Raw genomic sequence first — 23,102 nt, 5'->3', positions numbered from 1 at the left:
CCAATATTAGTCTCGTAGAGCTAGACTTTGCACATTATCTACATGAGTAATATTCATGATGCTTAGAGTGCTTCTAATTGGCGCCCAGCATGGATTGCATTACTCATTTCAGTGCGACATATAGTAAGAAAGTCTTCTTCAGGGAGTGAGAATGTTTTGCCACTATTTGAGAATGCTCCCCAGTTACGTTTCGGTGGTGGTGTAGAAATAACGTGTGCCACTAATTCACCTCTAGCGAATTCTTGTTTAGCAACCCACGGTGGAATAATACCAACTCCCAAGCCCTGTTTAGCCATTTCCTTAATAGCTTCCATATTCCCAAGCGTGAGTGGGTGGTGAAAAGTTATTGTGTTATCATTAAAGTGTTTTGTAATGAGCCGCATAGTTTCACTCTCTGCGCTATAGGAAATAAGCCGCACATCTTTGAGTGACCCACCACGGTTAGTCTGCCTAGAGACCCAGTCATGTTCAGGTGAGGTGACAAAACAAAGAGTGTCATCAGTGAGTGGAGTGAATATGAAATTATTGTCGCTGGGAGCTAGGTGTATACCAATGGCTAGATCGAGCCTGCCTCGGGTAAGCTTTTTCAGCATATCTGGAGTGTCACCTAGATCGATTGTAACTTCGCATCTGGGATGTTTTTTTGCAAATTCCTTAAGTATTTTCGGCATGATGTATTGGCACACGGTATCTGAAGTGCCAATTCGTATTGAGGAATACCCCCAACGCTTAAGGGTCTCAATTTTCGTCAATGCTGTTTCAAGTTCAACAATCACTCTCTTAGCGTGATGCAGGAACACTTCTCCATATGGGGTAAGTGTGATGCGTTTTCCCATGCGTTCGATCAGCGCGCAGTCTAGTTGCTTTTCAAGTGACTTAATGGAATGCGAAACTGCGGATTGAGTTATAAAATTCTTACTCGCCGCTGCGGTGAAGGAACGCGTTTCTTCTAGCGCGATGAATATTTTGAGTTGGCGAATTTCAGGTAATGTCATAAATAAATGGTGGTAATGGCTGTAGAGCGATGGATATAGTCCATCAAGCACGTTGCGTACCAAATTATTGCTTTATGAATGGCGTTCATGCAAACGATGTCTAATCGAACAAGCTGGGTAGGTGAAATTGGCACGATGGATGCTCGGTTGTTATTGTCTTCTTATTATGAAAACATATCCAATATTAAAGAAAGCTGGCACACTTGTAGTTCTTATGAGTGTGGTTACTAGCCCTACATCATTTGCTGAACAACTTGATGTGGAAAAAGATTCACTCAAGTTTGGCTTCATCAAACTGACTGACTGTGCACCTATCGTCATAGCAAAGGAAAAGGGGTTTTTTGATGACGAGGGACTGCAGGTAGATGTAGTAGCTCAACCAAACTGGAAAACTCTGCTAGATAATGTTATCAGTGGTGATCTAGATGGAGCACACATGCTTTCAGGTCAGCCCTTGGCTGCCACTATAGGCTTTGGAACAAAAGCGCACATCATCACATCTTTTACTATGGATCTAAACGGTAATGGTATCACAGTTTCCAATAATGTTTGGAAACAAATGCAGGGTAACGACCCAAAATTAGATTCGGATACTCCTCCACATCCGATAACAGCAGACTCTTTAGTTCCTGTGGTTAAGGAAAAGCTTGCAGATGGTGAGAAGTTACAGATGGGAATGGTGTTCCCAACATCGACGCACAACTACGAACTTCGCTATTGGTTAGCTGCTGCAGGGATAAATCCAGGGATGTATACAAAATCTGATGTAGGAGGGCGTACCGATGCTCAAGTTGAGCTCTCTGTGACACCACCACCGATGATGCCGGCAACTCTAGAGTCTGGTAATATTCAAGGTTACTGTGTTGGTGAACCATGGAACCAGAAAGCTGTCAGCATGGGTATCGGTGTCCCAGTGACTACTAACTATGATATTTGGAAAAATAATCCGGAAAAAGTATTTGGCGTTTCCAAGTCTTGGGCAGATGAAAATCCAAACACATACATCGCGGTGACTAAAGCATTGATCCTCGCAGGTCAGTGGTTGGATGAGATTGACGCGGATGGCAACTTCAAGAACCGTGAGGAAGCAGCACGAATTTTATCACGTTCAGACTATGTCGGTGCTGACTACGACATCATCAAGAACTCAATGACTGGCTTCTTCATGTTTCAAAAAACTGATAAACGTGAAATGCCTGAGTTTAACGTTTTCTTTAAAGGTCACGCCACCTACCCTTGGTATTCAGATGGAGTCTGGTTTCTCACTCAAATGCGTCGATGGGGACAGATTTCTGAGGCTCGTCCAAAGTCTTGGTATCTTGAAACCGCAAAGAGTGTCTACAAACCTGCTATCTATCTAAAAGCGGCTGAAATGCTTCTTGAAGAAGGCAAGGTGAAGAAAGCTGACATCCCATGGGATACAGATGGCTTCAAAGTGGCTACAACTGACTTCATTGACGGTGTTGAGTACGATGGTAAAGAGCCAATCAAATACCTGAATTCTCACAAGATCGGCAACAAAGATCCTGAGGCAAAAAGCACTCATTGAATTTAGACCTAGTATAAACGTTGTTGTTTTTTGAGTCAGCTGATTTCAGGTGGCTCATTTTTTGTGCCCGACAATGCAAATTGGCTTAAGGGGGGGGAGCAGGCCTTTTGTGGGCTCGGTCAGTTGAACGAACAGCTGAGTCTCGCGAGGTGTCATCATTAGCGCCCTCAATTGTCGGCGGCCGGAGTAGTTCAGCTACCTACTCGATACTGGAATTCTCATGAACTTCATCAACGCTATGAGTATAACTAATAAGTAGTGGTATGCAGTCTGCTTTACATTAATTAACTATCATTCAGTTAATTGGTTATGAAGTTTACAGATAAATTTAAATACACACTTTTAAAAGTGATTGACCTTAGTGGAATGACCTTCTTGTCACCAGTTATTCGCTTATGTTACGGCGAGGAACCAAAGGTACAGTTGCAGAAAATTGGCCAGTGGATTCTCGTTCCTATCGCTGGAGTTTTGGCGTTTTTGTTTCTTTGGCATGTGACTTCTGGGAGCATCAAAACCAAGTCTGGAACCTTGCCTAATCCTGAACAAACTTGGCGTGGTTATAAAGCCATCAATGCTCATGCTGAGCGCGAAAACCTCAAAATGGAGGCCTACGATATAGTAGGGGAAGAGAGAGAGGAGATGTTGGCTGATGCTCGACTACAGCTTTCATTGGTGGCGCCGCGTGTAGTTAGTACAAATGCAGAGGTGACTAGAGCTAAAGAGGCAATTGAAATAGAAACCAAAGCTCTCATTGAGCCACTCGATACAGAATATAAAGAGAAGAAGTCTGAGTTTAAGGCAACTGCGTTAGAGCGTAAGGAATTCCTTATTCTAGCTGCGGAATCCTTACCTTTAGGAAATGTAGAAGCTTACGAAAAATTCCTAGCTGAGGTCAAAGCTGCTGAATCACATAATGAGGCGGATAAAGATGAGTTGAGTTTATTGAAAAAAGAAATCGACAAGATTCGTGAGATTAAGTCACCAGATGTTGCAGATGCTTTGAATGAACAAACTTTAGCTGCAGAAGAGCAGCAGTTTTTGATGAAACAGATCGAATTATTAAGTGATCGTAATCGTGCAATCCAAGTGGAGGCTGCGACCGGTAAAATATTAGATTACAAAAAAGATTTTCTATCACTCACTGGTAAGGATGCCTACGCCAAGGCTCGCACGATTGCCAGGGAACAATCCCGATTAAGTAAAATGGGAGATTCATCTTACGCTAAGCCTGCGACTATTTGGTACCAAGTGAAACGTTCGGTTTTCTGTGTTTTCACTGGTTTCCTTATAGGTACTGCGATTGCTGTACCTGTGGGCATATTCTGTGGCTTGAACTCAACCTTCATGGCGGCAATGACTCCGTTCATTGCTATCTTTAAGCCGGTTTCTCCCATTGTGTGGTTACCAATCGCGCTGATTGTTGTGAGTGGATTAATTCCAGATCCAGACAACAACCCATTTATCGAGTTCCTCTGGGATCTACCATTTATTGGAGTGTATAAAATAAACCCCGCATTCATAGCATCGGCCGTGACTGTAGCCTTGTGCTCATTGTGGGCAACGCTTGCTAATACAGCACTCGGCGTGGCATCGATCGATAAAGACTACATCAATGTCGCCCGTGTACTTAAGCTCGGTTTCTTTGCTAGACTCTTTAAGATTGTTATCCCATCTGCCCTGCCACTTATCTTCGCAGGTTTGCGCATCTCCCTTGGAGTTGGCTGGATGGTGCTGATTGCCGCGGAGCTACTCTCATCCTCTGAAGGTATTGGTAAGTTTGTATGGGATCAGTTCAACAATGGCGCTTCAGATTCGTTGGCCAAGATGATGGTTGTGGTCTTCCTCGTAGGTATCATTGGACTGATTCTCGATAGAATCATGATCGTGTTCCAACGCTTAGTCACATTCGAAGGAACTGTGAGCGTGTAACTAATTTAAAGAACTATTACTATGGCAATTTTAGAAGTAAATAACGCGTCCGTAAGCTTTGGACCTATTTCAAACCGTTATGAAGTACTCAATGACCTGAACCTAAAGGTTGAAGAAAATGAGTTTGTAGCAATCATTGGTTTTTCTGGAGCTGGGAAATCGACCTTGATGTCACTGCTCGCGGGTCTACAGAAGGCAACAAGTGGGAAGGTTTTATTCAAACAGAAGCCGATATCAGAGCCTAGGCCAGATTTGGGGATAATGTTTCAGAATTACTCCTTACTTCCGTGGTTGAGCGTATTGGATAATGTGAAGATTGCTATCAATGCTGTCCAACCCAAGTTGAGTAAATCTGCACTGGATGAAAAAGCGCATCATTATGTGAAAATGGTGAAGTTGGATCACGCTGTGGATAAAAAACCTCAAGAACTCTCTGGAGGGATGCGCCAACGCGCATCACTAGCCCGAACCTTATCACTGGATCCAGAGGTTCTCTTGTTGGATGAACCCTTATCCGCCCTGGATGCGCTGACTCGCTCGGAGCTACAGGATCAGATACTCAATATTTGGGAAAAGAATAAAAGAACTGTCGTTATGATCACCAATGATGTGGACGAAGCGGTACTGATGGCGGACCGGATTATTCCACTTACAATGGGACCTGCTGCGACACTCTCAGATGAATTTAAGGTCAATATGGAGCGGCCACGTAATCGACATACTCTCAATGACCATCCTGAGTTCATGCGGCTGAAATCCGAGATCACAGCCTTTATGATGGGGCTTAATCAAGAAAGTAAAAAAGGCACTGGAGATGTAATACCGATGCCAAAGGTGAAACCGAAAAGCTTTTCACTACCCGTCATGTCTCCCACATTTAAACAGAATCCTGTGCCTGTTAAAAATTCAAGCAACGTAGCATAATTATGACCGAAAATTCAAAATTTGTTGAAATCTCAAACCTGATAAAAGAATACCCTAACCCCTACGGTGATCCATTTCGAGTCGTCGAAGACTTTAATCTAAAAATCAAAGAAGGTGAATTTATTTCGCTCATTGGTCACTCCGGATGTGGTAAATCCACTGTGCTCACTATGCTGGCGGGACTCAATGAAATTTCAGGGGGAGGTATCATTCTTGGTAACAAGGAAATCGATGGTCCGGGCCCTGATAGAGCTGTGGTCTTCCAATCACCATGCTTGATGCCTTGGCTTAATGCATTCGGAAATGTGATGCTGGGTGTTAAGAATGTCTACCCACATGTTGATAAGGCGACTCAGACGCAAATAGTTGAACATTCTCTCTCTGTAGTCGGACTTGCTGATTCTATGAAGAAGTACCCAAAAGAGCTTTCAGGCGGGATGCAGCAACGTGTAGGTATTGCCCGTGCTATAGCTCTTCAGCCAAAAGTTCTCTTGTTAGATGAACCCTTTGGTCGTTTGGATTCTTTGACAAGGATGGAGCTCCAAGATGTCATCATTGAGGTGCTAGAGCGTGAAAAGCTGACGGCTATGATTGTCACCCATGATGTCGATGAGGCTATCTTTATGGCTGATCGATGCGTGATGATGTCTAATGGCCCGCGAGCGGGACTAGGTGAAATCCTCGAAATCGACTTCCCCAGACCACGTAACCGGCGTGATATTTTCAATGATCCTAAATTCTTCGGCTATCGAGAGCACTTGCTGGCGTTTCTGGAGCAACGATCACACATCAAGGGGGATACGCGGCTGTTTAGTGGCGGTGATATGATGGGCTTTCTAAAGAAAGGGCAGATCAAAGATTTGACAGACAATCATATGGGGGTTGTCGCCTAATACAGATACTCAGGAACTTGACCCCATAGATTCATGAATCCCATTCATCAATAGAATTATTTATAGTAAAGCTCTCTGAATAATGATTGGCACGGTCAATGCTAAGGCCAAAAGGTGAATAACGAAAAACTTAATGTCCTTAATCTTAAGAATCCTAGCATTCGAACCTTGCACATTTCTTGGGTCGCATTTTTCATTAGCTTCGTAGTGTGGTTTAACCACGCTCCACTAGGTGCTGTGATTTCGGAAGCTTTCAATCTAACTAAGCCACAGTGGAAAGCTCTTCTGATACTTAACGTAGCTCTCACGATTCCTTCGCGAGTGATTGTTGGAATGCTGGTGGATAAATTAGGGCCGAGAAAAACCTTCTCTACGCTCCTCTTGGTATCCGGCATTCTCTGTGCTTTGTTTGCCTCAGCTCAGACTTATGAGCAACTAGCGATTGCACGTTTTGCAATGGGTTTTGTGGGTGCTGGATTCGTGATCGGCATTCGTATGGTTGGTGAGTGGTTCCCAGCACGCCAAGTGGGACTAGCCGAAGGGATCTATGGAGGTTGGGGGAACTTTGGTTCTGCTGCGGCAGCGATGACCTTACCAATACTAGCAACCCTCTTTGGTGGTGAAAATGGCTGGAGATATTCTCTCTACTGCACAGCAGTGATAGCCTTCGCGTACGGCATATTTTTTTACATCGTGGCACGTGACACACCCAAAGGGTCTACCTACTTCAAACCGAAGAAAAATGGAGGTATGGAGGTGAGCACTCGTCGTGATTTCTATTTTCTCATTGTGATGACCATTCCTATGTATGCTGCTCTTGCTGTCCTCGCTTGGAAGCTTTCCCCATCCAACATAAATCTTCTTAGTCAGTCAGCAGTGTATCTTATTTACGCAGGACTGGTCGGGCTCTTCGCATTTCAGGTGAGTCAGATTTACCGTGTCAATAAGACGATGCTTAAAGAGGGAGATGTTCCTGAAATGTTCCGCTACAAGTTTAAGCAAGTCGCTATTCTTGATCTCAACTACTTCGTCACTTTTGGTTCTGAACTTGCCGTCGTGTCAATGCTACCATTCTTCTTCATGGAGACATTTAACCTATCACCAGTAACTGCAGGACTTCTGGCTTCAGGCTTTGCTTTTATGAATTTGATCGCTCGCCCAGCTGGGGGACTTATTTCTGATAAGTTTGGCCGTCGTAAAAGCATGATGATCTTCATGGTTGGCCTAGCACTGGGCTACACATTAATGAGCCAGATTGATGGCACATGGGCAATCCCGCTCGCAGTGCTAGCGACTATGTGCTGTTCATTTTTCGTACAGTCTGGCGAGGGTGCAGTGTTCGCCATGGTGCCGCTGGTGCAGCGGCGCATGACTGGGCAGATTGCCGGAATGGCCGGAGCCTACGGAAATGTGGGAGCTGTTGTATTTCTTACGATTTTCTCCTTTGTTGATGCGTCAACCTTCTTCATGGTCATTGCTGCCTCAAGTTCAATCGGCTTTATCGCTACCTACTTCCTCGAAGAGCCTGCTGGACATACAGCTGAGGTGATGCCTGACGGTTCCGTTGAGTTGATCGAAGTTGCTTAAGGGTAATATCCACCCTTGAATAAGAACCAATCGATACGCAATATTTCTTTCCGACTACTCTGTAAGTAATAGCGACAACGCTAATACGGGTTGCCGGAGGTGACTTTAAATACATATGATTCCCCAATCACTTACTGAGGTGGCGCTGAAAATCTCAGTAGGCCAATGCTCCCGTGCTGGACTGAAGCTGCAAAATGAAGACTGCACTGGGGTGCATGTTCCAGATCCAGCCTCGCTGTATACGAAGGGGATTGCTGCCGTCATAGCAGACGGGGTGAGTGCGGCGAGTGGCGGCAAAATTGCGGCAAGGATGTGTGTGCAGAGTTTTATATCTGACTACTACAGCACGCCAGATTCCTGGTCGGTGAAGACCTCTGGTCAAAGGGTGCTTACCGCTCTGAATCGCTGGCTTTATAGCCAAGGGCATAGTGAGGGCTTAGCAAATGAAAAGGGCTATTTGTCGACTCATAGCTCCATCGTGGTGTCGTCAAACACAGCTCACATTTTTCACATAGGTGACTCGAGAATCTACCGCATGCGCGGTGGTGACATCGAGCAGATGACCAACGACCACAGCACACAGATTTCTAAGAAGACGACCTACCTGAGTCGCGCGATGGGCTTGAACCTGAATCCCAAAGTGGATTTCAAAGAGTTCGGCGTAGAGGTGGGTGATATTTTCCTGATGAGCACCGATGGTGTCCATGAATGGCTCCGGGATGAACAGTTGGCGCAATTCGTTGATGGGCATGATTCGCTAGACGAGGCCGCAAGTAACATTGTTGATGCCGCGCTAGCTGCTGGCAGCAGTGATAATGTGACGTGCTTGTTAGTACGAGTGGATGAGGTGCCTAAGGCAAATCACGAGGAGATTCAGCGCTTTTTGCGCGAGCGTCCATTTCCACCATTGCTTTATCCCGGGATGACGATGGATGGCCTAGAGGTAGAAGAAATTCTATTTGAAAGCCCCCGAAGCCAACTTTACAAAGTGCGGGACACCGTGACTGGTGAGGGGTTTGTCATGAAAACACCTTCTCCGAACTACATCGATGACCCAGCGTACATCGAGCGCTTCGTCGCGGAAGAATGGATAGGCAGGCGAGTCGACCACAAGAATCTCATCAAACTTATAGAGCGCCCACAGAAAGCCACATTTCTCTATTATTTGATGGAGGAAGTGAAAGGGGAGACTTTGGCTCAGTGGATGGACGGTCACAAGGGGGACGTGGATACCTTGAAGGTTGTTCGGGTGATCGAGCAGGTAGTATCAGGAGTGCGTGCGCTTCATCGCAAAGAAACAATCCACCAAGACCTCAAGCTTGATAACATCATGTTTGCCGATGGAATGCGGCCAGTCGTGATCGACTACGGTTCGTGTCGTGTCGAGAGCCTGCATGGTAAGAATACTGGGGTTGAGCAACCGACCGCGCTGGGGACGATTGATTTTTCAGCGCCAGAATACCGTCTTGAAATGGAGTCCTCTATAGGAGTGCGTTCTGATCAATTTTCGATAGCCATGATTGCCTACCACTTACTGACTGGCGGGAAATGTCCCTACGGTGATAAGTGGACAAAGGCCCGAACTTATAGCGATTTTAGTGAGTTAATCCACACTCCAGCCTTCAAGCATAAGCCAATGGTCCCAGTCTGGATCGATGGGGCACTGCGCAAGGCTCTAAGCATCCACGCCGAGTCGCGCTACACGAGCATGAGCGAATTTGTAGCCGACCTGAAGGAGCCAAATCCGCTCTTTATCGAATCACGCCACATGCCTCTCATGGAGCGTGACCCGCTATCTTTCTGGAAGACTGTATCTGGTGTGCTCTTTGTGATTGTCTTGCTGCTTCTGTTTTTAAGTGATCGATGAAATAGATTCATTCACAGCATTTGATTTGATTCATTGATTGCAGCTCTGCTGGCACGCATCGTGCTGAATACAGAGTATGGCTGAGATGAGTAAAAAGATGCGTGCAGGAGATCGCATCGACACATCAGTGATTTCTGACCTACTTGACACCAACAGTGAAATCACCCTCATCGACCAACTTTTAACGGAGCAGCGCACACTCACAGCTGTCGAGCGCTTCAGCCAGAAACATGAGGATGCTACGGCACCGATTCAGTCAAAATATTACCAAGACCTCATACCGATTCGCAAGCCATCCACTGGCGAGCAATACGGCTTTGAGGTCGATCTAGATAAATGCACTGGCTGCAAGGCCTGCGTTGTCGCCTGTCACAGTCTCAATGGCTTGAAAGAGGAAGAGTCCTGGAGGGATATCGGAGCCATCCGCGGTATTGCGGATGGAGTTGCGGAGCAGCAAACTGTCACATCGGCCTGCCATCATTGCCTTGATCCAGCCTGCCTCAGCGGTTGTCCAGTAGGAGCCTATGAGAAAATGCCAGACACTGGTGTGGTGCGTCATTTAGATGACCAATGCATCGGCTGCCAGTATTGTTCACTAAAATGCCCCTACGACGTACCAAAGTACGACAAGAGCCTAGGCATTGTTAGGAAGTGCGATATGTGCCACGAGCGTCTGGCAGAAGGCGAGGCACCAGCCTGTGTTCAGTCATGCCCGAGTGGTGCTATTTCCATTCAGCTGATAAATGTCGAAGAGAAAAAAGCGGAAGCGACACAGGGCGGGAGTATGATTGCTGGAGCATTCCGCTCAGACTACACACTGCCGACTACTAATTTCAGGACAAAGCGGAAGCTGACATCTGGCATGGAATCCGCCGATGAGATGGACCTCACTCCCGCGCATGGCCACTCTCCCTTGGTGTGGATGTTAATGCTCACTCAGGTGGCAGTGGGGGTCTCTGTGATCGATGGTCTTGGGCGATTGTTTGCGCCAGAGCATTTTGAATCACTCTCTCAGGTGCTCACGGTTATAGCCGTGGTGTTAGGGAATATTGGTCTAGGATCGAGCTTACTCCATTTAGGCAGTCCACTGGGAGCTTGGAGGGTATTCCTTGGCCTCAAAACATCGTGGCTCAGCCGTGAAATTGTAATCTTTGGAGCGTGGATGCCAGCTTTGATGCTCTATGCATCTCTCGTCTGGTTCCCAGTCTGCAGCAATTTCTTAGCTAGCGCTTTGCAGCTGGAAATACCTACTACAGTAATCACTCTATCAGCATTAGCAGCAGCAGGCTTGGGTATCCTCAGTGTCTTTTGTTCCATCATGGTATACGTGGACACTAAGAGAGATTTCTGGACGATGAAGCGAACAGCGGGTAGATTCTTTGGTTCGATGCTTCTTGGCGGATTTTCTGGTCTCATTTTCACAGAGGGATTGATCAACGGGGAGGTGGCTGCAACTACTGGCGTCGCTTTCTTAGCTGCACTGCTATTTAAGGTTTTTGTGGAAGCCTGCTTGTTAGTTCCAGTTAGAAGTAAGGAATGGAGCTATTCAAAAAAGAGTGCCTTGATCCAGTTGCGCTCACTCAGATCAATCCTCAAGCTACGTTGGACGAGTTTTGCTGCAGCATTGATTTGTGGAGTAGTATCTCTCTACATGCCATCCATAGCCTTGCTTGTATTACCAACGATACTACTTGGTGAATGGCTGGAGCGTCGTATCTTCTTCCAGGCAGTAGTTACTCTCAAGATGCCCGGCGAACTCAATCAATCGTCACACTAAATTTCATGGCAAAAATTCGAGCAGCATTAGAAAAAGTCATTCCACCACTCCAACAGTGGCATGGGCCGAAGACTTCTGAATTGTTGCGTACGCCGGGAAAATTTGGCCTTGGCCAAGTTCCTGAGAAATGCCAACCAGATGCCACCACCAATGTCGTTTGCGGTTTTTGTTCTACCGGCTGTGGGCTGAATATTCACCTCAAAGATGGCAAGGCAGTAGGGCTGACACCATCCACCGATTACCCAGTCAACCTCGGCATGGCGTGTCCAAAAGGTTGGGAGGCACTCACTCCTCTCGAGGCAGATGATCGAGCCACGACACCAATGATTCGCAAACAGCGGGGTGGGGAACTAGAACCAGTGAGTTGGGAGTCGGCGATGAGCTCATTCTGCTCTAACTTTAAAAACATCCAGCAAGAGCATGGTGATGAGTCAGTTGCTTTTATTAGTACTGGCCAGATAGTCACTGAGGAGATGGCCTTCCTCGGGGCGCTCGCAAAATTTGGTATGGGAATACGCCACGGCGATGGTAACACCCGTCAGTGCATGGCGACCTCCGTGGTTGCCTACAAACAGAGCTTCGGATTTGATGCGCCACCCTACACTTATCAAGATTTTGAAGAGTCAGATGTGATCGTGCTCATCGGTTCTAACCTCTGTATCGCACACCCTATCATGTGGCAGCGAATCGAGCGAAATAAGCACAACCCAGAGATCATCGTTGTCGACCCTCGCAAGACGGAGACAGCTGTCGCAGCAACCCAACATTTTCCAATTTTACCGAAATCAGACCTCTACTTTCTCTACGGACTCGCACGAGTCTTGATCGAAAATGGCTGGGTTGATGAACAATGGATTGCTCAACACACCAATGAGTACGAAGCATTCTGTAGCCACGTGCAGACATTCACCGCCGAGCAGGTAGAGCAACAAAGTGGCATCACTGCCGAGCAAATGCTCAAGCTTGCTGAGACCATTCACCGCGGCGAGCGTGTCTCGTTTTGGTGGACGATGGGAGTCAACCAAAGCCACGAAGGAGTGCGTACGGCGCAGGCGATTATCAACCTCGCATTGATGACTGGAAATATCGGACGACCAGGCACAGGTGCTAACTCGATCACTGGCCAATGCAACGCGATGGGCTCGCGGCTCTTCTCGAACACCACCAACTTGTTAGGCGGTCACGATTTCGCAAACTCCGAGCACCGAGCTAAAGTCGCGAAGATTCTCGAAATCGATGAAGACCGTATCCCTCGCGAATTAGGCATGGCATACGACCAGATTGTCGAGGGCATCCACGCCGGAAAAATCAAAGGTCTCTGGGTGCTTGCCACCAATGGATCGCATTCGTGGATCCACCAGGAACGCTATAAGGAAGCAATGGAGAAGCTCGACTACCTCGTCGTGCAGGACATGTATTCCACCACCGAGACCGCCCAGCAGGCTGATCTCATTTTACCCGCCGCTGGCTGGGCTGAGAAGGATGGCGTCTTTATCAATTCTGAGCGCCGGATCGGATTGGTGAAAAAAGTGGCTGAAGCACCGGCTGAAGCACTGTCAGATTTCAATATTTTCAAGCTCATTTCTCATTATTGGGGATGTGCAGAGATGTTCAAAAAATGGAGCACACCCGAAGCTACCTTTAAGTTACTTGCGGAACTGAGCCAAGACCAACCGTGTGACTTCTCAGGTGTTACGGGCTATCGAATGGTCGATGATCTAGGCGGTGTTCAATGGCCGTGCAAACCAAGCGATGTCGCAGGCCTGGCCTCTGATAATCAACGTAGGCTATTTACTTATAATCTTTTCTACCATACCGACTCAAAGGCGAAGTTCATCTTCGCAGAGCCGACAGAAGTGGCAGAGCCGACGAGCAAGGAATATCCCTTCGTCCTACTCACCGGCAGGGGAACCTCAGCCCAGTGGCATACAGAGACTCGCACCAAAAAATCAGCCGTTCTACGCAAACTCTATCCAGCATCTATCTATATCGAAATCCACCCAGATGATGCTGAACGCCTAGCAATCACTCCTAACAGCCTGATCAAGGTGAAGTCACGCCGAGCAACTATCGAGGTGACAGCCAGTGTCACCCCAAGCGTTTTCCCCGGCCAACTCTTCATGCCAATGCACTACGCCAAGGCAAATCAGCTGACCCAAGCATCCTTCGATCCCTACTCACGCCAGCCCAGTTACAAATTCTGCGCTGTCGAGATCGTGGTATAGTGAATTTCTAACCGCGAAACACGCGAAAAGTACGAAAGCTCGTAAAGGCTAGCACGATGAAACAGCTCCACCACGAATTACACGAATTTTACTAATCGCAAGGCTGGGATGCTAGATTCCAAAGCACAGAAATTCTTAATTGGAGTAGCGCGACCGTCTCGGTCGCTCAAAATAATCCCAGCGAAGCTGCTGACTTCACAGCTCTCAGACCTCACCAGCGAGCTGCCACCTACCATTCAGACCTATATAGACTGTCACATGGTGCCATTACGATGCCGATGAGGAGCTTTCACTTCAGAGAGGTGGGTGTCTAATTCTGCCATGTTGGCAATTTAGCAATTGCTGTCATCTGTCTAGACGATGCTGAAAATATAAACACTGGTTAACATTCTAATAGTTAGAAGTGAGTTGTAATAGGTCGAAAATTGTCAGGTGGTCAGTATGAGACAGATCAACCTGCTCTTGTTGTGCCATCAACTCTGTGCCGCTGGCTCATTGACCATTGATCGGCCTCAATGCCCGCCCGCAGGGTTCCTCTCCACTTTTGAATCCCTTATAAGCAAAAGGATTTCTCAATTCCCAGCTTTATTAGTCTTATAAATTTAAAGTAACAAGCTTCTACGCCACGTGCCCACCATAGACGCTTTCTCCGGTGTCGGGGTACTTCTGGAGGACGTGTTGGTAGAGGGCTCCGCACTTGGCTTCGAACAGATCGATAGTGTACTTCTCTGGGAGGCCGGCATCGAGCATCTCCTCGATGGCGATACGCACTGCTGCTCTGGCTGTGCGCTTCTGACGCCAGGAGAGTACTAGCTTCTCGGTCTTGAGCTTGGCTAGCATATCACGGCAGACTTTCTTGATCGCTGTGGTTTCAGCATCGCTTAGGTCTGGACCCGGGCGAGTGAGGATGTCGAACACCGCGAGTTCTTCCTCGCTGATGTTCTCGCGCATGTGGCGCTGTTCTTCCTCGTTGAGTTCCTTGGATAGGTTGACGAGTTGCTCGAAGAGTTCTTCGATGCTGTGGGCACCGTTGTTGTAGTCTTCGATCATCTTGTGGAAGCGATCTAGGTAGTCGTGGCGCGTGCTGTTCAGGCGGATCAGCTTATCAAGCTTCTGCTCGATGAGCGCCCGGAGCTTCTGCGTCTCGGTGTTCTTGTTCGGAGTCTGTTCAAATTTGCTCTCTAGCGCTTCGAAGTCGATCTTACTGAGGTCGACAGTCTTGGCTACAGCACCGGGCTCTAGCTGGGGCTCAGCGATGATGGAGGAGTCGAGCTTACTGCTGATGTCATCGAGCACTTGAGAGATGTCTACCAGCGGCTTCGTGGCATGGATGGCTTTAGCTAGTTCACTGATGACCTGGCAAGTCGGGGCGAGAGTCGGAATGATCGGGTCTGGCATCACAGCCTTGTAGAGCCTGTTGACGTCGGTAGCTTGCGCTAGGAAATTGTCCTTGATCTCGTCGTTCTTCAGCAGTGAGTTGACCGCCGAATAGAAGTGCTTCTGCGTGTCTTGCTGAACGTCACTGAGACTAACGCCTTGTTTACTACAAAAATCAGCAACCTGCTCTAGTGCTATCGTGAGGGCCTCGACGAGCTCAGTCTTATCCTTCACTGGGAGCTCACCGCCCTTGCTGCCTGTGCCGTAGATCGCCAGTGCTTTCTCAAGTTCCTGGAAGACGTTGGCGTAGTCGATGATGAGTCCGTTCATCTTGTCGCCATAGACCCGGTTGGCACGGGCGATAGTCTGCATCAGCGTGTGACCACGCATCGGCTTGTCGAGATAGAGAGTCGAGCAGTTAGGAGAGTCAAAGCCGGTCAGCCACATCGCACAGACAAAGGCGATACGGAAATTGTCCTCGGGGTCCTTGAAGCGTTCTTCTAGATCCTCTTTGATGATGCGCTCACGGTGCGGTCGCATATCGATGCCGTGCTTCTTCATGTCCTCGACTTCGTTCTGACCGGTCGAGACGACCACAGCCATGTCGGTATCGGTGAGGATAGTGAGGCGTGCGTGGAGTCCTGCGTAGTCAGGTGACTGCGGGCTCATGGCTAGAACCTTGGTGCGGACACGTTCGGTCTCGGCTAACCACTCGTCGTGAACCTTGTGGTACATCTTCAGTGTGGTGAGCTTATCGATGGATACCACCATAGCCTTACCTTGGTAGCCACGGTTGAGGAAGTGGTGGACAATGTCTTTGGCGATCTTTTCGAGCCGGTCGTCCCGGGTGATAAGGTGGTACTTCTTGCCAAGGACTAGTTCCAACTTCTTCTCCTGATCTTCGTCGAGGTTGGCATCTTCGATGACATCGTAGATTTCCTCGTTGAGATCTGGGTTAGTGATCTCTAGCTCAGGCGTGCGGTTCTCGTAGTAGAGGGGGACAGTCGCGCCATCGTCGACGGATTGTTTAAAGTCGTAGACACTTGAGTATTCACCGAAGACCTCTTTCGTCCGTTCTTCTCCAGAGATGAGTGGTGTGCCGGTGAAGGCGACGAACTTAGCATTCGGCAGAGCGCTGCGCATATTCATCGCGAGCGTGTTGTACTGGCTGCGGTGCGCTTCGTCAGTGAGCACGATAATGTCGTCGCGCTCGGAGAGCACTGGGTGTGTCTCGCCGGGTTCGGTACGGAACTTGTGAATCAGTGTGAACACGTAACGGTGGTCCTGTCCTAGCAGCGTGCGTAGTTGCTTGGAGTTCTCCGCGTGGCACTCGACACCACGTGCAGCACCACAAGTAGCAAAGGTACGGTAAATCTGTTTATCGAGTTCCTTGCGGTCGGTGATAATCACAAAGGTCCAGTTGCCTGCTATCTTACGGAAAACCTTCTCAGCAAAGAACACCATCGAGTAACTCTTGCCTGAGCCCTGGGTGTGCCAGAATACACCGACCCGGTGGTCCTTGGTCGTTTGCAGAGCTTCCACGGTGCGGTTCACTCCGAGGAACTGGTGGTTACGCGCGACTAGCTTGTTGACCGTGCCCTTGCTCTCGGAAAAGAGCGTGTAGCTCTCTAGTAGATCGATCAGCCTGCTAGGCTCACATGTGCCAATCAGTAAATTGTCTAAGCTGGTTTCCGGTTCTTCGCTCTCACTCGCCGCCTTCTTCCAGTCGTTGTAGTGCTCCCACGGCGCAGTCAGGCTGCCTAGTTTGTTCTCCACTCCATTGGAGACTAGGATGAAGGCATTGTAGTGAAACAACTTCGGGATGCTCGACTTGTAGTCCTTGATGTTCTTGTTGAACCCTTCGCTGACGCGGACACTCGGCTTCTTGAACTCCATCAGCACGAGAGGGAGTCCGTTGACAAAGCCTACGCAGTCCGGGCGCTTGGTGTAGTGCTCACCTTCCACCCAGAGCTGGGAGGTGAGGAAGTAGTCGTTGTTCTCAGGCGTGCTCCAGTCGATAGCTGCCACCTGTTTGGTTTCCTGCTGCTGGTTTGCCGGGTCAGTGACCTTGACCTTCACGCCTTCCTTCAGCAGGTGATAGATTTCTCGGTTCGCTTCTACTAGACTCAGTGCCGAGCGATCGCGTGGAAGTTCTTCTAGCGCCTGGTCGATACCTTCTTCCGGGACGGCTGGGTTGAGCCTGACCAGAGCGGCGCGTAGTCGGCTCTTTAGCACAACCTCATGCTTCGTCTTGCGCCCGAGCGTGCCAGCCTCACCGAATGTCTCGCTGTAACAATTCAGGTACTCCCAGCCAAGCTGGTCTTTCAGGATAGCTATGGCGGGTTGCTCGACGAGATGGTCTTCGGTGTAGGACATGTATTAGGAGTGTGAAGTTGGGAGTTTAAAGTGTGAAGGGTCAACGTGACTGCTGATGCTTGTTGGTGTGTGGGGCACTAATAAGTTGACGGATCCGGATATCTGTGCGAAATAAAAGTCAATACGGCCTCCGCCTCTTTCTTCGGAAACGCGGGGGTTTTCTTTTGCCCTGATGTCTGGTGTTACTTCCATGGAGGCCAGTCCTCCCAATTATAGGTGCACACATTTCTTAGTTGCTTAGTGCGGTTTTTCCATGGGCGGGAGTAGGACATAAGTAGCTGCGTGCACCACGCATGCTAAACTGTTAGCTTGTAGCTAGTGCCGTTACCAGCGGAAAAGTTAGGGCGTCTCGTTAGTCACCTAAAAGGGAGAGAGCTATGCTCACTAGGTCTTGGCGTAGTAGATCTCTTTCTTCTTCATTGCCGCCACCTGCACCAAGGTAAAAGTTGCAGGCTGCCCGTGGTCCGGCCGATGTGTCTTCACTAAAATGTTCGCGCAGTACTTGTTGGGCGAAGGCGAAGCCTGAGTTGTCCTCGCTCGCTTCAGCTAGGAAGCCATCGATAGCGGCCTGTGCGCCCTCTGAGTAGGAGCTCACAGCAACTAGAATATCGTAGGCGTCCTTCATGCGGTCTTGTTCGTTTCGCTGACCAAAGGCATTAAGCTTGAGTACGAGAAGGGGGCCTATACCGCAGAGCGGGATGTGAAAGACTTGTTCTTCCTCATGGCGATTGAGCCCTGTGATCGGCACTAACTTCCTACATGCTAGAGCCCGGTCGATTCCTGGGCACACAGTCGCAGTTACGTCGCTGACATTCCGGGTGCCTGGCAGGTTAGCAGGTCGGTGCTCAGTGAGGAAGTCGATGTAGAGGTTGCCAAACTCACCACGCTTGACCATGCGCCTATTCTCATCAGGCCTGTAGCCTAGCATCCCTAGGTCCCAGTCGACTGATCCAGACATGCCGCCATCAGTAGCAAGGCTGATTCCTAGATCGATGTCTAGGGTGCAGGTGCCACGGTAACGCGGTTGGGTTTTATCCTTGGTGTGGTAGTGGACTGCGAGACCTCCTACCAACACAAGGTCACGATGGTAGTTCTCTAGACCTTGCCACATTTCTAGTAAGGCCACTTCTGCAGATACTAGACTGTGCGCTGGGTAGTTGGTGAGTTCTGTAGGTCTTTGTTCGTTCATGCTTTCCAGCCTCCGTTGAAGTTATCGTCAGTTCTCAGCTCATTTGCTTGTTCATCCGCACGCAGCCCGGCACCTTGGAGATCGAGGAGGATCTGTAGGTCAGAGACTAATGTGTGGCCGTTGACCTGTTGCTTACCTAACGTCACCCCTTTATGGTCTTTACTGCGTATCAGGCGGAGTCTGCCTCCTGATTTTACACGACGGGCTTGTAGAATAGTTTTTAGTGAAATTTCGTCAATGAAGTCACTGACATAAAGGCTCACCACCGGGGGAACGGTGTAGGGTTTCCTCAAGTAGCCTGCATACCACTGGGTGTAAGCCAGATCGATATCCAGCGCAGGCACTAGCATAGCCTCGATGGAACTAGAGAGATGTTCTACGTCGCACTCCAGTATGGAATACTCTCGGACCTCAGTGCGCTCGCTGAACTTATCTGCCGCTAACCAGGCATCCAGCAGCTTGCCGGGCTGGGTGATGATAATGCCCTTCTCGGTGTCATGCGCATACTCGTGATCGATGAGTAGCTTACGCACCTTACTGACCAGCCCTAGACTGACACCCGCAGTTGTGGCGAGGTCCTGCACCTTATGCGCTTTTAGTGGGCCTTGTAGTAGTGCCCTCAGCACCCGGCAGGATTTCTCCGAGAAGAGGGACTTGAGTGGGCGTGATTCTTTGTACAGGTTGGGTTTCCCCGCTATTTCAACGTAGACGGAGCTAAACGAGAGGTAGGCGTTACCGCTAAGGTCAAGGTAGCCCACGTCTTCCTCGCGACAGATTGCCGCCGCTTGTTCGGAGATGTAGGGGGATACGATGAGTAGGTAGGTGTTGGAGGTAGGCTGTCGCTTCCACTGCGCTTTCGCAGCGTAGATGGCGTTGCGCAGATGGCGTGGTTGAGCGTTAGGTAGAAGCACAGCATGGAGAGTCCACGTGGAATCTCCGACATGCACTACTTGCTTGAGGGAATAACGAAGGTCAGAGGGGTGACCGACTTCTCGACCAACCCATTGGTGCTCCGGTACAGACTCGACACTAGGTAATTTACCAAGGTAAGTCTGCAGGTATGCATGCGCCTCTTGCTGGAACTCCTCTATTGTTTTTTCACTCATGTTCGTTGTTTCACCGTTTGGTGAAACCCTGTCAAAACGTGGTTGCGTTGTCAAGTTTTCACTAATATTAGATATTTCACCGGATGGTGAAATGGGGGTATTTGTTGCTGTTTAGTCTAGAGGTCGCAGCTTAGCTGTTCTTCCGCTTCACTTCATCCAGTGTCTTGCCGTCTGGGTACAATAGAAGAGTGAATGGTGAAGATTGAAAAGTGAATGGAAGTTAGGCTTCGCGGGAATTTTTTACAATGGTGGTGAGGATGGCGACAAGTTGGTTGGATTCGTCGAGCAAGCCTGAGAGCTGAGCTTCGGCAATGATATCGCATTTAATGAGTAGCCGCAGCCAGTAGTGAGTCTCGCGGGCCTCTTTACAGGCAATAGACATTTTAGCCGTGAAGTCGCGTTTGCTTTGGCTGCCTTGTGCTTCCTCAATGTTGGCACCAACAGAGGTTCCTGATCGGAGAAGTTGGTTAGAAAGCGTGCGCGAAACGCCTGGAGAATCATTCAACTTCTGACAAAGTTTCACCACGCGTGCTGCAAACTCAAAGGAGCGCTCCTGTATGTCTTTTCCTTGTTTCATCGTCCTAGATTTCACTCTTCATGCTTCTGCTTCATCGTCCTAGCTTTCACCATTCAATCCTCATCATTCACTATTCTCTGAAGTGCGCCTTGGTGAACTCCATGGTCTTGGATATGCACACCAGCGCTACGTTCCACCAGTCCTTCTGCTTGTTGTGTTGTTTGAGACGTGTGCCGCAGTCTTCAGCTTCGCCGATGTAGAGCTGGGTGAGCTTGCCGGGTGTCGTGTCGCCGAAGAGGAAGTAGACGCCGACATTCGCAAGCTCAGAGCGTTTGAGTGCTAGCTCTAGCTGGGTGCGTGGCACCTGTACGGCTTGGATTGTGCGGCTGGTGAACTCGGCGATCTTCATACCTCGCGGGTTACCGTCGGGCAGGAATATCTGGATGGTTTTTGCGTGGGAGATCATGATTAGTCCGACAGAGCTTCAAGGAAATCAGGCAAGGAGTTTAGAATAGCCCTGTATAAAGGGGCTTTCCAACTGTTTACGTTAATTGATCGAGCTGCCTCAAGTTGCTTCTCTAAGTGAAGCCTAGTAATATCTATACCGGCTGTTTCAGTTAGGCTGGTGAGAGTGAGTTTTTGACATGCTAGCTCATCAGCTGAGTACGTTGCATATAATTCTGCAAGTTTGAGTTGATCAAAGTGGTGTTGAGCTCTGGCTAGTTGTTCAGGTGACCAATGAGTTGGCGAGGTAGTTCTGTATGAAACAGCAGACCATGTAGCATCAAGCTCGGCTATTACCCATTCAGAACTCGTGTCATCGTCGAAATAGGGGTGAATGTAATGATCATTTTGAGAGCTCGGAACATCAGCATGTTTCTCTTTGTTGCACTCTGAACATGAGGGGATTAGGTTACATGGAGTAACAACGTATGCTGGGTAGCGGCTTTCAGGTAGGAAGTGATCTAGAGTGTTGAAGGGGCGTGTACCACAATACGGACACATTTTTAGGTCGCCTTGAGTGACCATAATTCGAGAATATATAGAGTAGCCTGCAGCCTTTTCTTTCGCCATCCTATCGGTGTAGACTTTTACAAGCTCTTTATTGGTAACTGATCCAATAGCTACTTCATCCTTAGGTAGGAGGTGTAGATCATACTTAGGGGCATGATCAATGTATGTGTTCTCACGGGTATTGATTTCTTGAGCAATAGACTCGAACCTAACTTTCAGGTCAGGCTGAGACTGCATGACTCTGACTTTACTGATGCATAGTTCATAGCTCTCGATTGCGCTAATAGGAGGAAGCTCGAATTTGATCATAGACTATTGATTTTTAGTCGCGAATAGGTTTCTTAAGATCGCTTGAGCTTCGAACCCTAGTGAGCCATTAAAATCTTCCATAGCTTCATCGAACGAAACGAAATTATCCACGGCCTGCTCGAGTAAGGAATGAAAGCCGGCTTGATCGACGATTATCCCAAAAATTTCCCGAGTTAATATACCTGTGTTTTCACCGAATGTTTCAATCGTGGGTCGGCTTAAGCTAACATCAGCTCCATATCTATCCATTCTCCAGACACAGCTTTTTGGAACTTCTTGTAAAATTACAGGGGAGTGAGTAGCTACAATAGCTACGCCGTTTCGGTCTGTGAGCAAGTCCGAGAGAGCTCTAATAAATGCTGCAATGAGAGGGGGATGGAGGTGACCTTCTGGTTCATCAAGTAGAACTAGTGTCTTCTCTTCCGTGTGCTCAACTAAAGCCGTGAGGGTTAGAAGTATAATTTGGTGCCCTGAACTAAGTTTTTTAAACCACTTACATACCTCGAGTCTATGACCTTCATTTGCTATAGACCATGCTTCAGGTGTGTCGACGGCTGGTTTATGACTCTCCCACATCTCAAATAGGCATAGAGGGTTCGTATATGCGAAGAGAGTATCATTGGATAGTCTCTCTATGACCAATTTTAATCTTCTCGTTTTAGCTGAAGCTGCCGAACAAGCGCAAAAGTTTTCATGGAAATCATTTGCAAGCATATCTGGGCTTTTCGGGGTGCCCACTGGCGCTCCTCGATTGCTAGTCCTGCGTAAGCCTATATATTTATAAGTCAGTTCGGAGTCTTCAGCTGAGAGGTCAAAATCATCGAAAGCGCTAAAACTGACAGAAACTAAGTTAGAGAATAGGTAGTTGCCAGCTTGCATTCTGCTTCCAGTCCTCGTAACGAAATTTCCGTGTTGAGCTGCAGACCTTGATGGGTAGATCAGAGATTTTGCCATCTTGTTTAGCGTACGGCTCTTGCCTACGCCGTTTCTACCTATCAGAACGTGAATGTTCGATGGCGGTAACGACTCGGGTTTGACCACAAACGATAGCGTTCTACCCGAGCTTTGATCTCCTCTAGCCCTTGGTAGATTATATAGAAAGTCATATTCCGTGAGTCGGGCTGCCCCCTTAGTCATGCGTCTGAATTGATTAAGAATCCAAGACTCTTTCACACCTCTAGTTACAGAAATTTTAGTGATCTCTAATTCTTTGACTTCTTGATATATAGAGTCATTTGCTGCTATGTCTCTTAAGGCTATGAGGGCCTCGGCTCTGTATGTGTCACCTATTTCATTTAGATTTTCATAATAAGTGTCTTCTTGCCCTAAAGAAAAATAGTGATCAGGAAATGATTCAAACTCCGTGTCTAATGGAGGCCTACCTTGCGTAAAGTCAAAGGCGCCAATTTTAAGCTCTCCAATCTTTTTAGGGAAATCTTGATCAGAGCTACTGTAGTATATTAACCTG

16 protein-coding genes are annotated in these 23,102 nt (G+C 48.2%); 8 read left to right on the top strand and 8 right to left on the bottom strand.

Annotation, left to right across the window (positions count from 1 at the left end; translation table 11 throughout):
• Nucleotides 1-62: 62 nt before the first annotated feature.
• Nucleotides 63-995: a LysR family transcriptional regulator gene (locus BSZ32_RS17505; protein ID WP_105044612.1), complete on the bottom strand. Its 933-nt coding sequence runs from the start codon at nt 993-995 to the stop codon at nt 63-65.
• Between the two features lie 214 nt (nt 996-1,209).
• Here BSZ32_RS17505 and BSZ32_RS17500 point away from each other — a divergent pair, with 214 nt between their 5' ends.
• The 8 genes from BSZ32_RS17500 to BSZ32_RS17465 all read left to right on the top strand — a co-directional run bounded on the left by BSZ32_RS17500 (nt 1,210) and on the right by BSZ32_RS17465 (nt 13,746).
• Nucleotides 1,210-2,544: a CmpA/NrtA family ABC transporter substrate-binding protein gene (locus BSZ32_RS17500; RefSeq protein ID WP_343125956.1), complete on the top strand. Its 1,335-nt coding sequence runs from the start codon at nt 1,210-1,212 to the stop codon at nt 2,542-2,544.
• 309 nt (nt 2,545-2,853) lie between these two features.
• Complete coding sequence (locus BSZ32_RS17495) at nt 2,854-4,473, top strand: ABC transporter permease (RefSeq protein ID WP_206018895.1); 1,620 nt, start codon at nt 2,854-2,856, stop codon at nt 4,471-4,473.
• A 21-nt stretch (nt 4,474-4,494) separates the two neighbouring features.
• Nucleotides 4,495-5,397, top strand: a complete 903-nt coding sequence (locus tag BSZ32_RS17490) for an ABC transporter ATP-binding protein (protein WP_105044610.1) — start codon at nt 4,495-4,497, stop codon at nt 5,395-5,397.
• A gap of 2 nt (nt 5,398-5,399) precedes the next feature.
• Nucleotides 5,400-6,290 carry an ABC transporter ATP-binding protein gene (locus tag BSZ32_RS17485; RefSeq protein ID WP_105044609.1) on the top strand — a complete coding sequence of 297 codons (891 nt, stop codon included), beginning with the start codon at nt 5,400-5,402 and terminating at the stop codon, nt 6,288-6,290.
• Nucleotides 6,291-6,404: 114 nt separating this feature from the next.
• Entirely contained in the window at nt 6,405-7,877 is a 1,473-nt protein-coding gene (locus BSZ32_RS17480) for a NarK family nitrate/nitrite MFS transporter (protein WP_105044608.1), read from the top strand.
• Between the two features lie 115 nt (nt 7,878-7,992).
• Nucleotides 7,993-9,744: a bifunctional protein-serine/threonine kinase/phosphatase gene (locus BSZ32_RS17475; RefSeq protein ID WP_105044607.1), complete on the top strand. Its 1,752-nt coding sequence runs from the start codon at nt 7,993-7,995 to the stop codon at nt 9,742-9,744.
• A gap of 76 nt (nt 9,745-9,820) precedes the next feature.
• A complete protein-coding gene (locus tag BSZ32_RS17470; protein ID WP_105044606.1) occupies nt 9,821-11,521 on the top strand; it encodes a DmsC/YnfH family molybdoenzyme membrane anchor subunit in 1,701 nt (566 codons plus the stop codon).
• A gap of 5 nt (nt 11,522-11,526) precedes the next feature.
• The gene (locus tag BSZ32_RS17465) at nt 11,527-13,746 is read left to right on the top strand and encodes a molybdopterin oxidoreductase family protein (protein ID WP_105044605.1); all 2,220 of its coding nucleotides are present in this window, start codon (nt 11,527-11,529) and stop codon (nt 13,744-13,746) included.
• A 618-nt stretch (nt 13,747-14,364) separates the two neighbouring features.
• Here the strand turns inward: BSZ32_RS17465 and BSZ32_RS17460 are convergent.
• From BSZ32_RS17460 to BSZ32_RS17430, 7 genes are all read right to left on the bottom strand, one after another.
• Nucleotides 14,365-17,499: a type I restriction endonuclease subunit R gene (locus BSZ32_RS17460; RefSeq protein ID WP_105044604.1), complete on the bottom strand. Its 3,135-nt coding sequence runs from the start codon at nt 17,497-17,499 to the stop codon at nt 14,365-14,367.
• A 352-nt stretch (nt 17,500-17,851) separates the two neighbouring features.
• Nucleotides 17,852-18,688 carry a hypothetical protein gene (locus BSZ32_RS17455; protein ID WP_105044603.1) on the bottom strand — a complete coding sequence of 279 codons (837 nt, stop codon included), beginning with the start codon at nt 18,686-18,688 and terminating at the stop codon, nt 17,852-17,854.
• Nucleotides 18,685-19,794, bottom strand: a complete 1,110-nt coding sequence (locus tag BSZ32_RS17450) for a hypothetical protein (RefSeq protein ID WP_105044602.1) — start codon at nt 19,792-19,794, stop codon at nt 18,685-18,687. Before BSZ32_RS17450 ends, BSZ32_RS17455 begins: the two co-directional genes overlap by 4 nt.
• A gap of 220 nt (nt 19,795-20,014) precedes the next feature.
• Nucleotides 20,015-20,371, bottom strand: coding sequence for a four helix bundle protein (locus BSZ32_RS17445; protein ID WP_105044601.1), 357 nt, complete (start codon nt 20,369-20,371; stop codon nt 20,015-20,017).
• 70 nt (nt 20,372-20,441) lie between these two features.
• Nucleotides 20,442-20,777, bottom strand: coding sequence for a GIY-YIG nuclease family protein (locus tag BSZ32_RS17440; protein ID WP_105044600.1), 336 nt, complete (start codon nt 20,775-20,777; stop codon nt 20,442-20,444).
• 2 nt (nt 20,778-20,779) lie between these two features.
• Nucleotides 20,780-21,562: an HNH endonuclease gene (locus tag BSZ32_RS17435; protein WP_206018894.1), complete on the bottom strand. Its 783-nt coding sequence runs from the start codon at nt 21,560-21,562 to the stop codon at nt 20,780-20,782.
• Nucleotides 21,563-21,637: 75 nt separating this feature from the next.
• A partial coding sequence (locus BSZ32_RS17430) for an AAA family ATPase (RefSeq protein ID WP_105044598.1) occupies nt 21,638-23,102 on the bottom strand: 1,465 nt, incomplete at its 5' end.

The organism is Rubritalea profundi, from assembly GCF_002954445.1.
In the GTDB taxonomy this organism is placed as follows: Bacteria; Verrucomicrobiota; Verrucomicrobiia; order Verrucomicrobiales; family Akkermansiaceae; genus Rubritalea; species Rubritalea profundi.
Note: the sequence above shows the minus strand (reverse complement) of the source record. Positions and strands in the feature narration are given on the sequence as shown.

Coding starts and splice junctions, on each gene's coding strand:
- BSZ32_RS17505 (WP_105044612.1), bottom strand. CDS start 995: ATGACATTACCTGAAATTCGCCAACTCAAAATATTCATCGCGCTAGAA.
- BSZ32_RS17500 (WP_343125956.1), top strand. CDS start 1,210: ATGAGTGTGGTTACTAGCCCTACATCATTTGCTGAACAACTTGATGTG.
- BSZ32_RS17495 (WP_206018895.1), top strand. CDS start 2,854: ATGAAGTTTACAGATAAATTTAAATACACACTTTTAAAAGTGATTGAC.
- BSZ32_RS17490 (WP_105044610.1), top strand. CDS start 4,495: ATGGCAATTTTAGAAGTAAATAACGCGTCCGTAAGCTTTGGACCTATT.
- BSZ32_RS17485 (WP_105044609.1), top strand. CDS start 5,400: ATGACCGAAAATTCAAAATTTGTTGAAATCTCAAACCTGATAAAAGAA.
- BSZ32_RS17475 (WP_105044607.1), top strand. CDS start 7,993: ATGATTCCCCAATCACTTACTGAGGTGGCGCTGAAAATCTCAGTAGGC.
- BSZ32_RS17470 (WP_105044606.1), top strand. CDS start 9,821: ATGGCTGAGATGAGTAAAAAGATGCGTGCAGGAGATCGCATCGACACA.
- BSZ32_RS17465 (WP_105044605.1), top strand. CDS start 11,527: ATGGCAAAAATTCGAGCAGCATTAGAAAAAGTCATTCCACCACTCCAA.
- BSZ32_RS17460 (WP_105044604.1), bottom strand. CDS start 17,499: ATGTCCTACACCGAAGACCATCTCGTCGAGCAACCCGCCATAGCTATC.
- BSZ32_RS17455 (WP_105044603.1), bottom strand. CDS start 18,688: ATGAACGAACAAAGACCTACAGAACTCACCAACTACCCAGCGCACAGT.
- BSZ32_RS17450 (WP_105044602.1), bottom strand. CDS start 19,794: ATGAGTGAAAAAACAATAGAGGAGTTCCAGCAAGAGGCGCATGCATAC.
- BSZ32_RS17445 (WP_105044601.1), bottom strand. CDS start 20,371: ATGAAACAAGGAAAAGACATACAGGAGCGCTCCTTTGAGTTTGCAGCA.
- BSZ32_RS17440 (WP_105044600.1), bottom strand. CDS start 20,777: ATGATCTCCCACGCAAAAACCATCCAGATATTCCTGCCCGACGGTAAC.
- BSZ32_RS17435 (WP_206018894.1), bottom strand. CDS start 21,562: ATGCAGTCTCAGCCTGACCTGAAAGTTAGGTTCGAGTCTATTGCTCAA.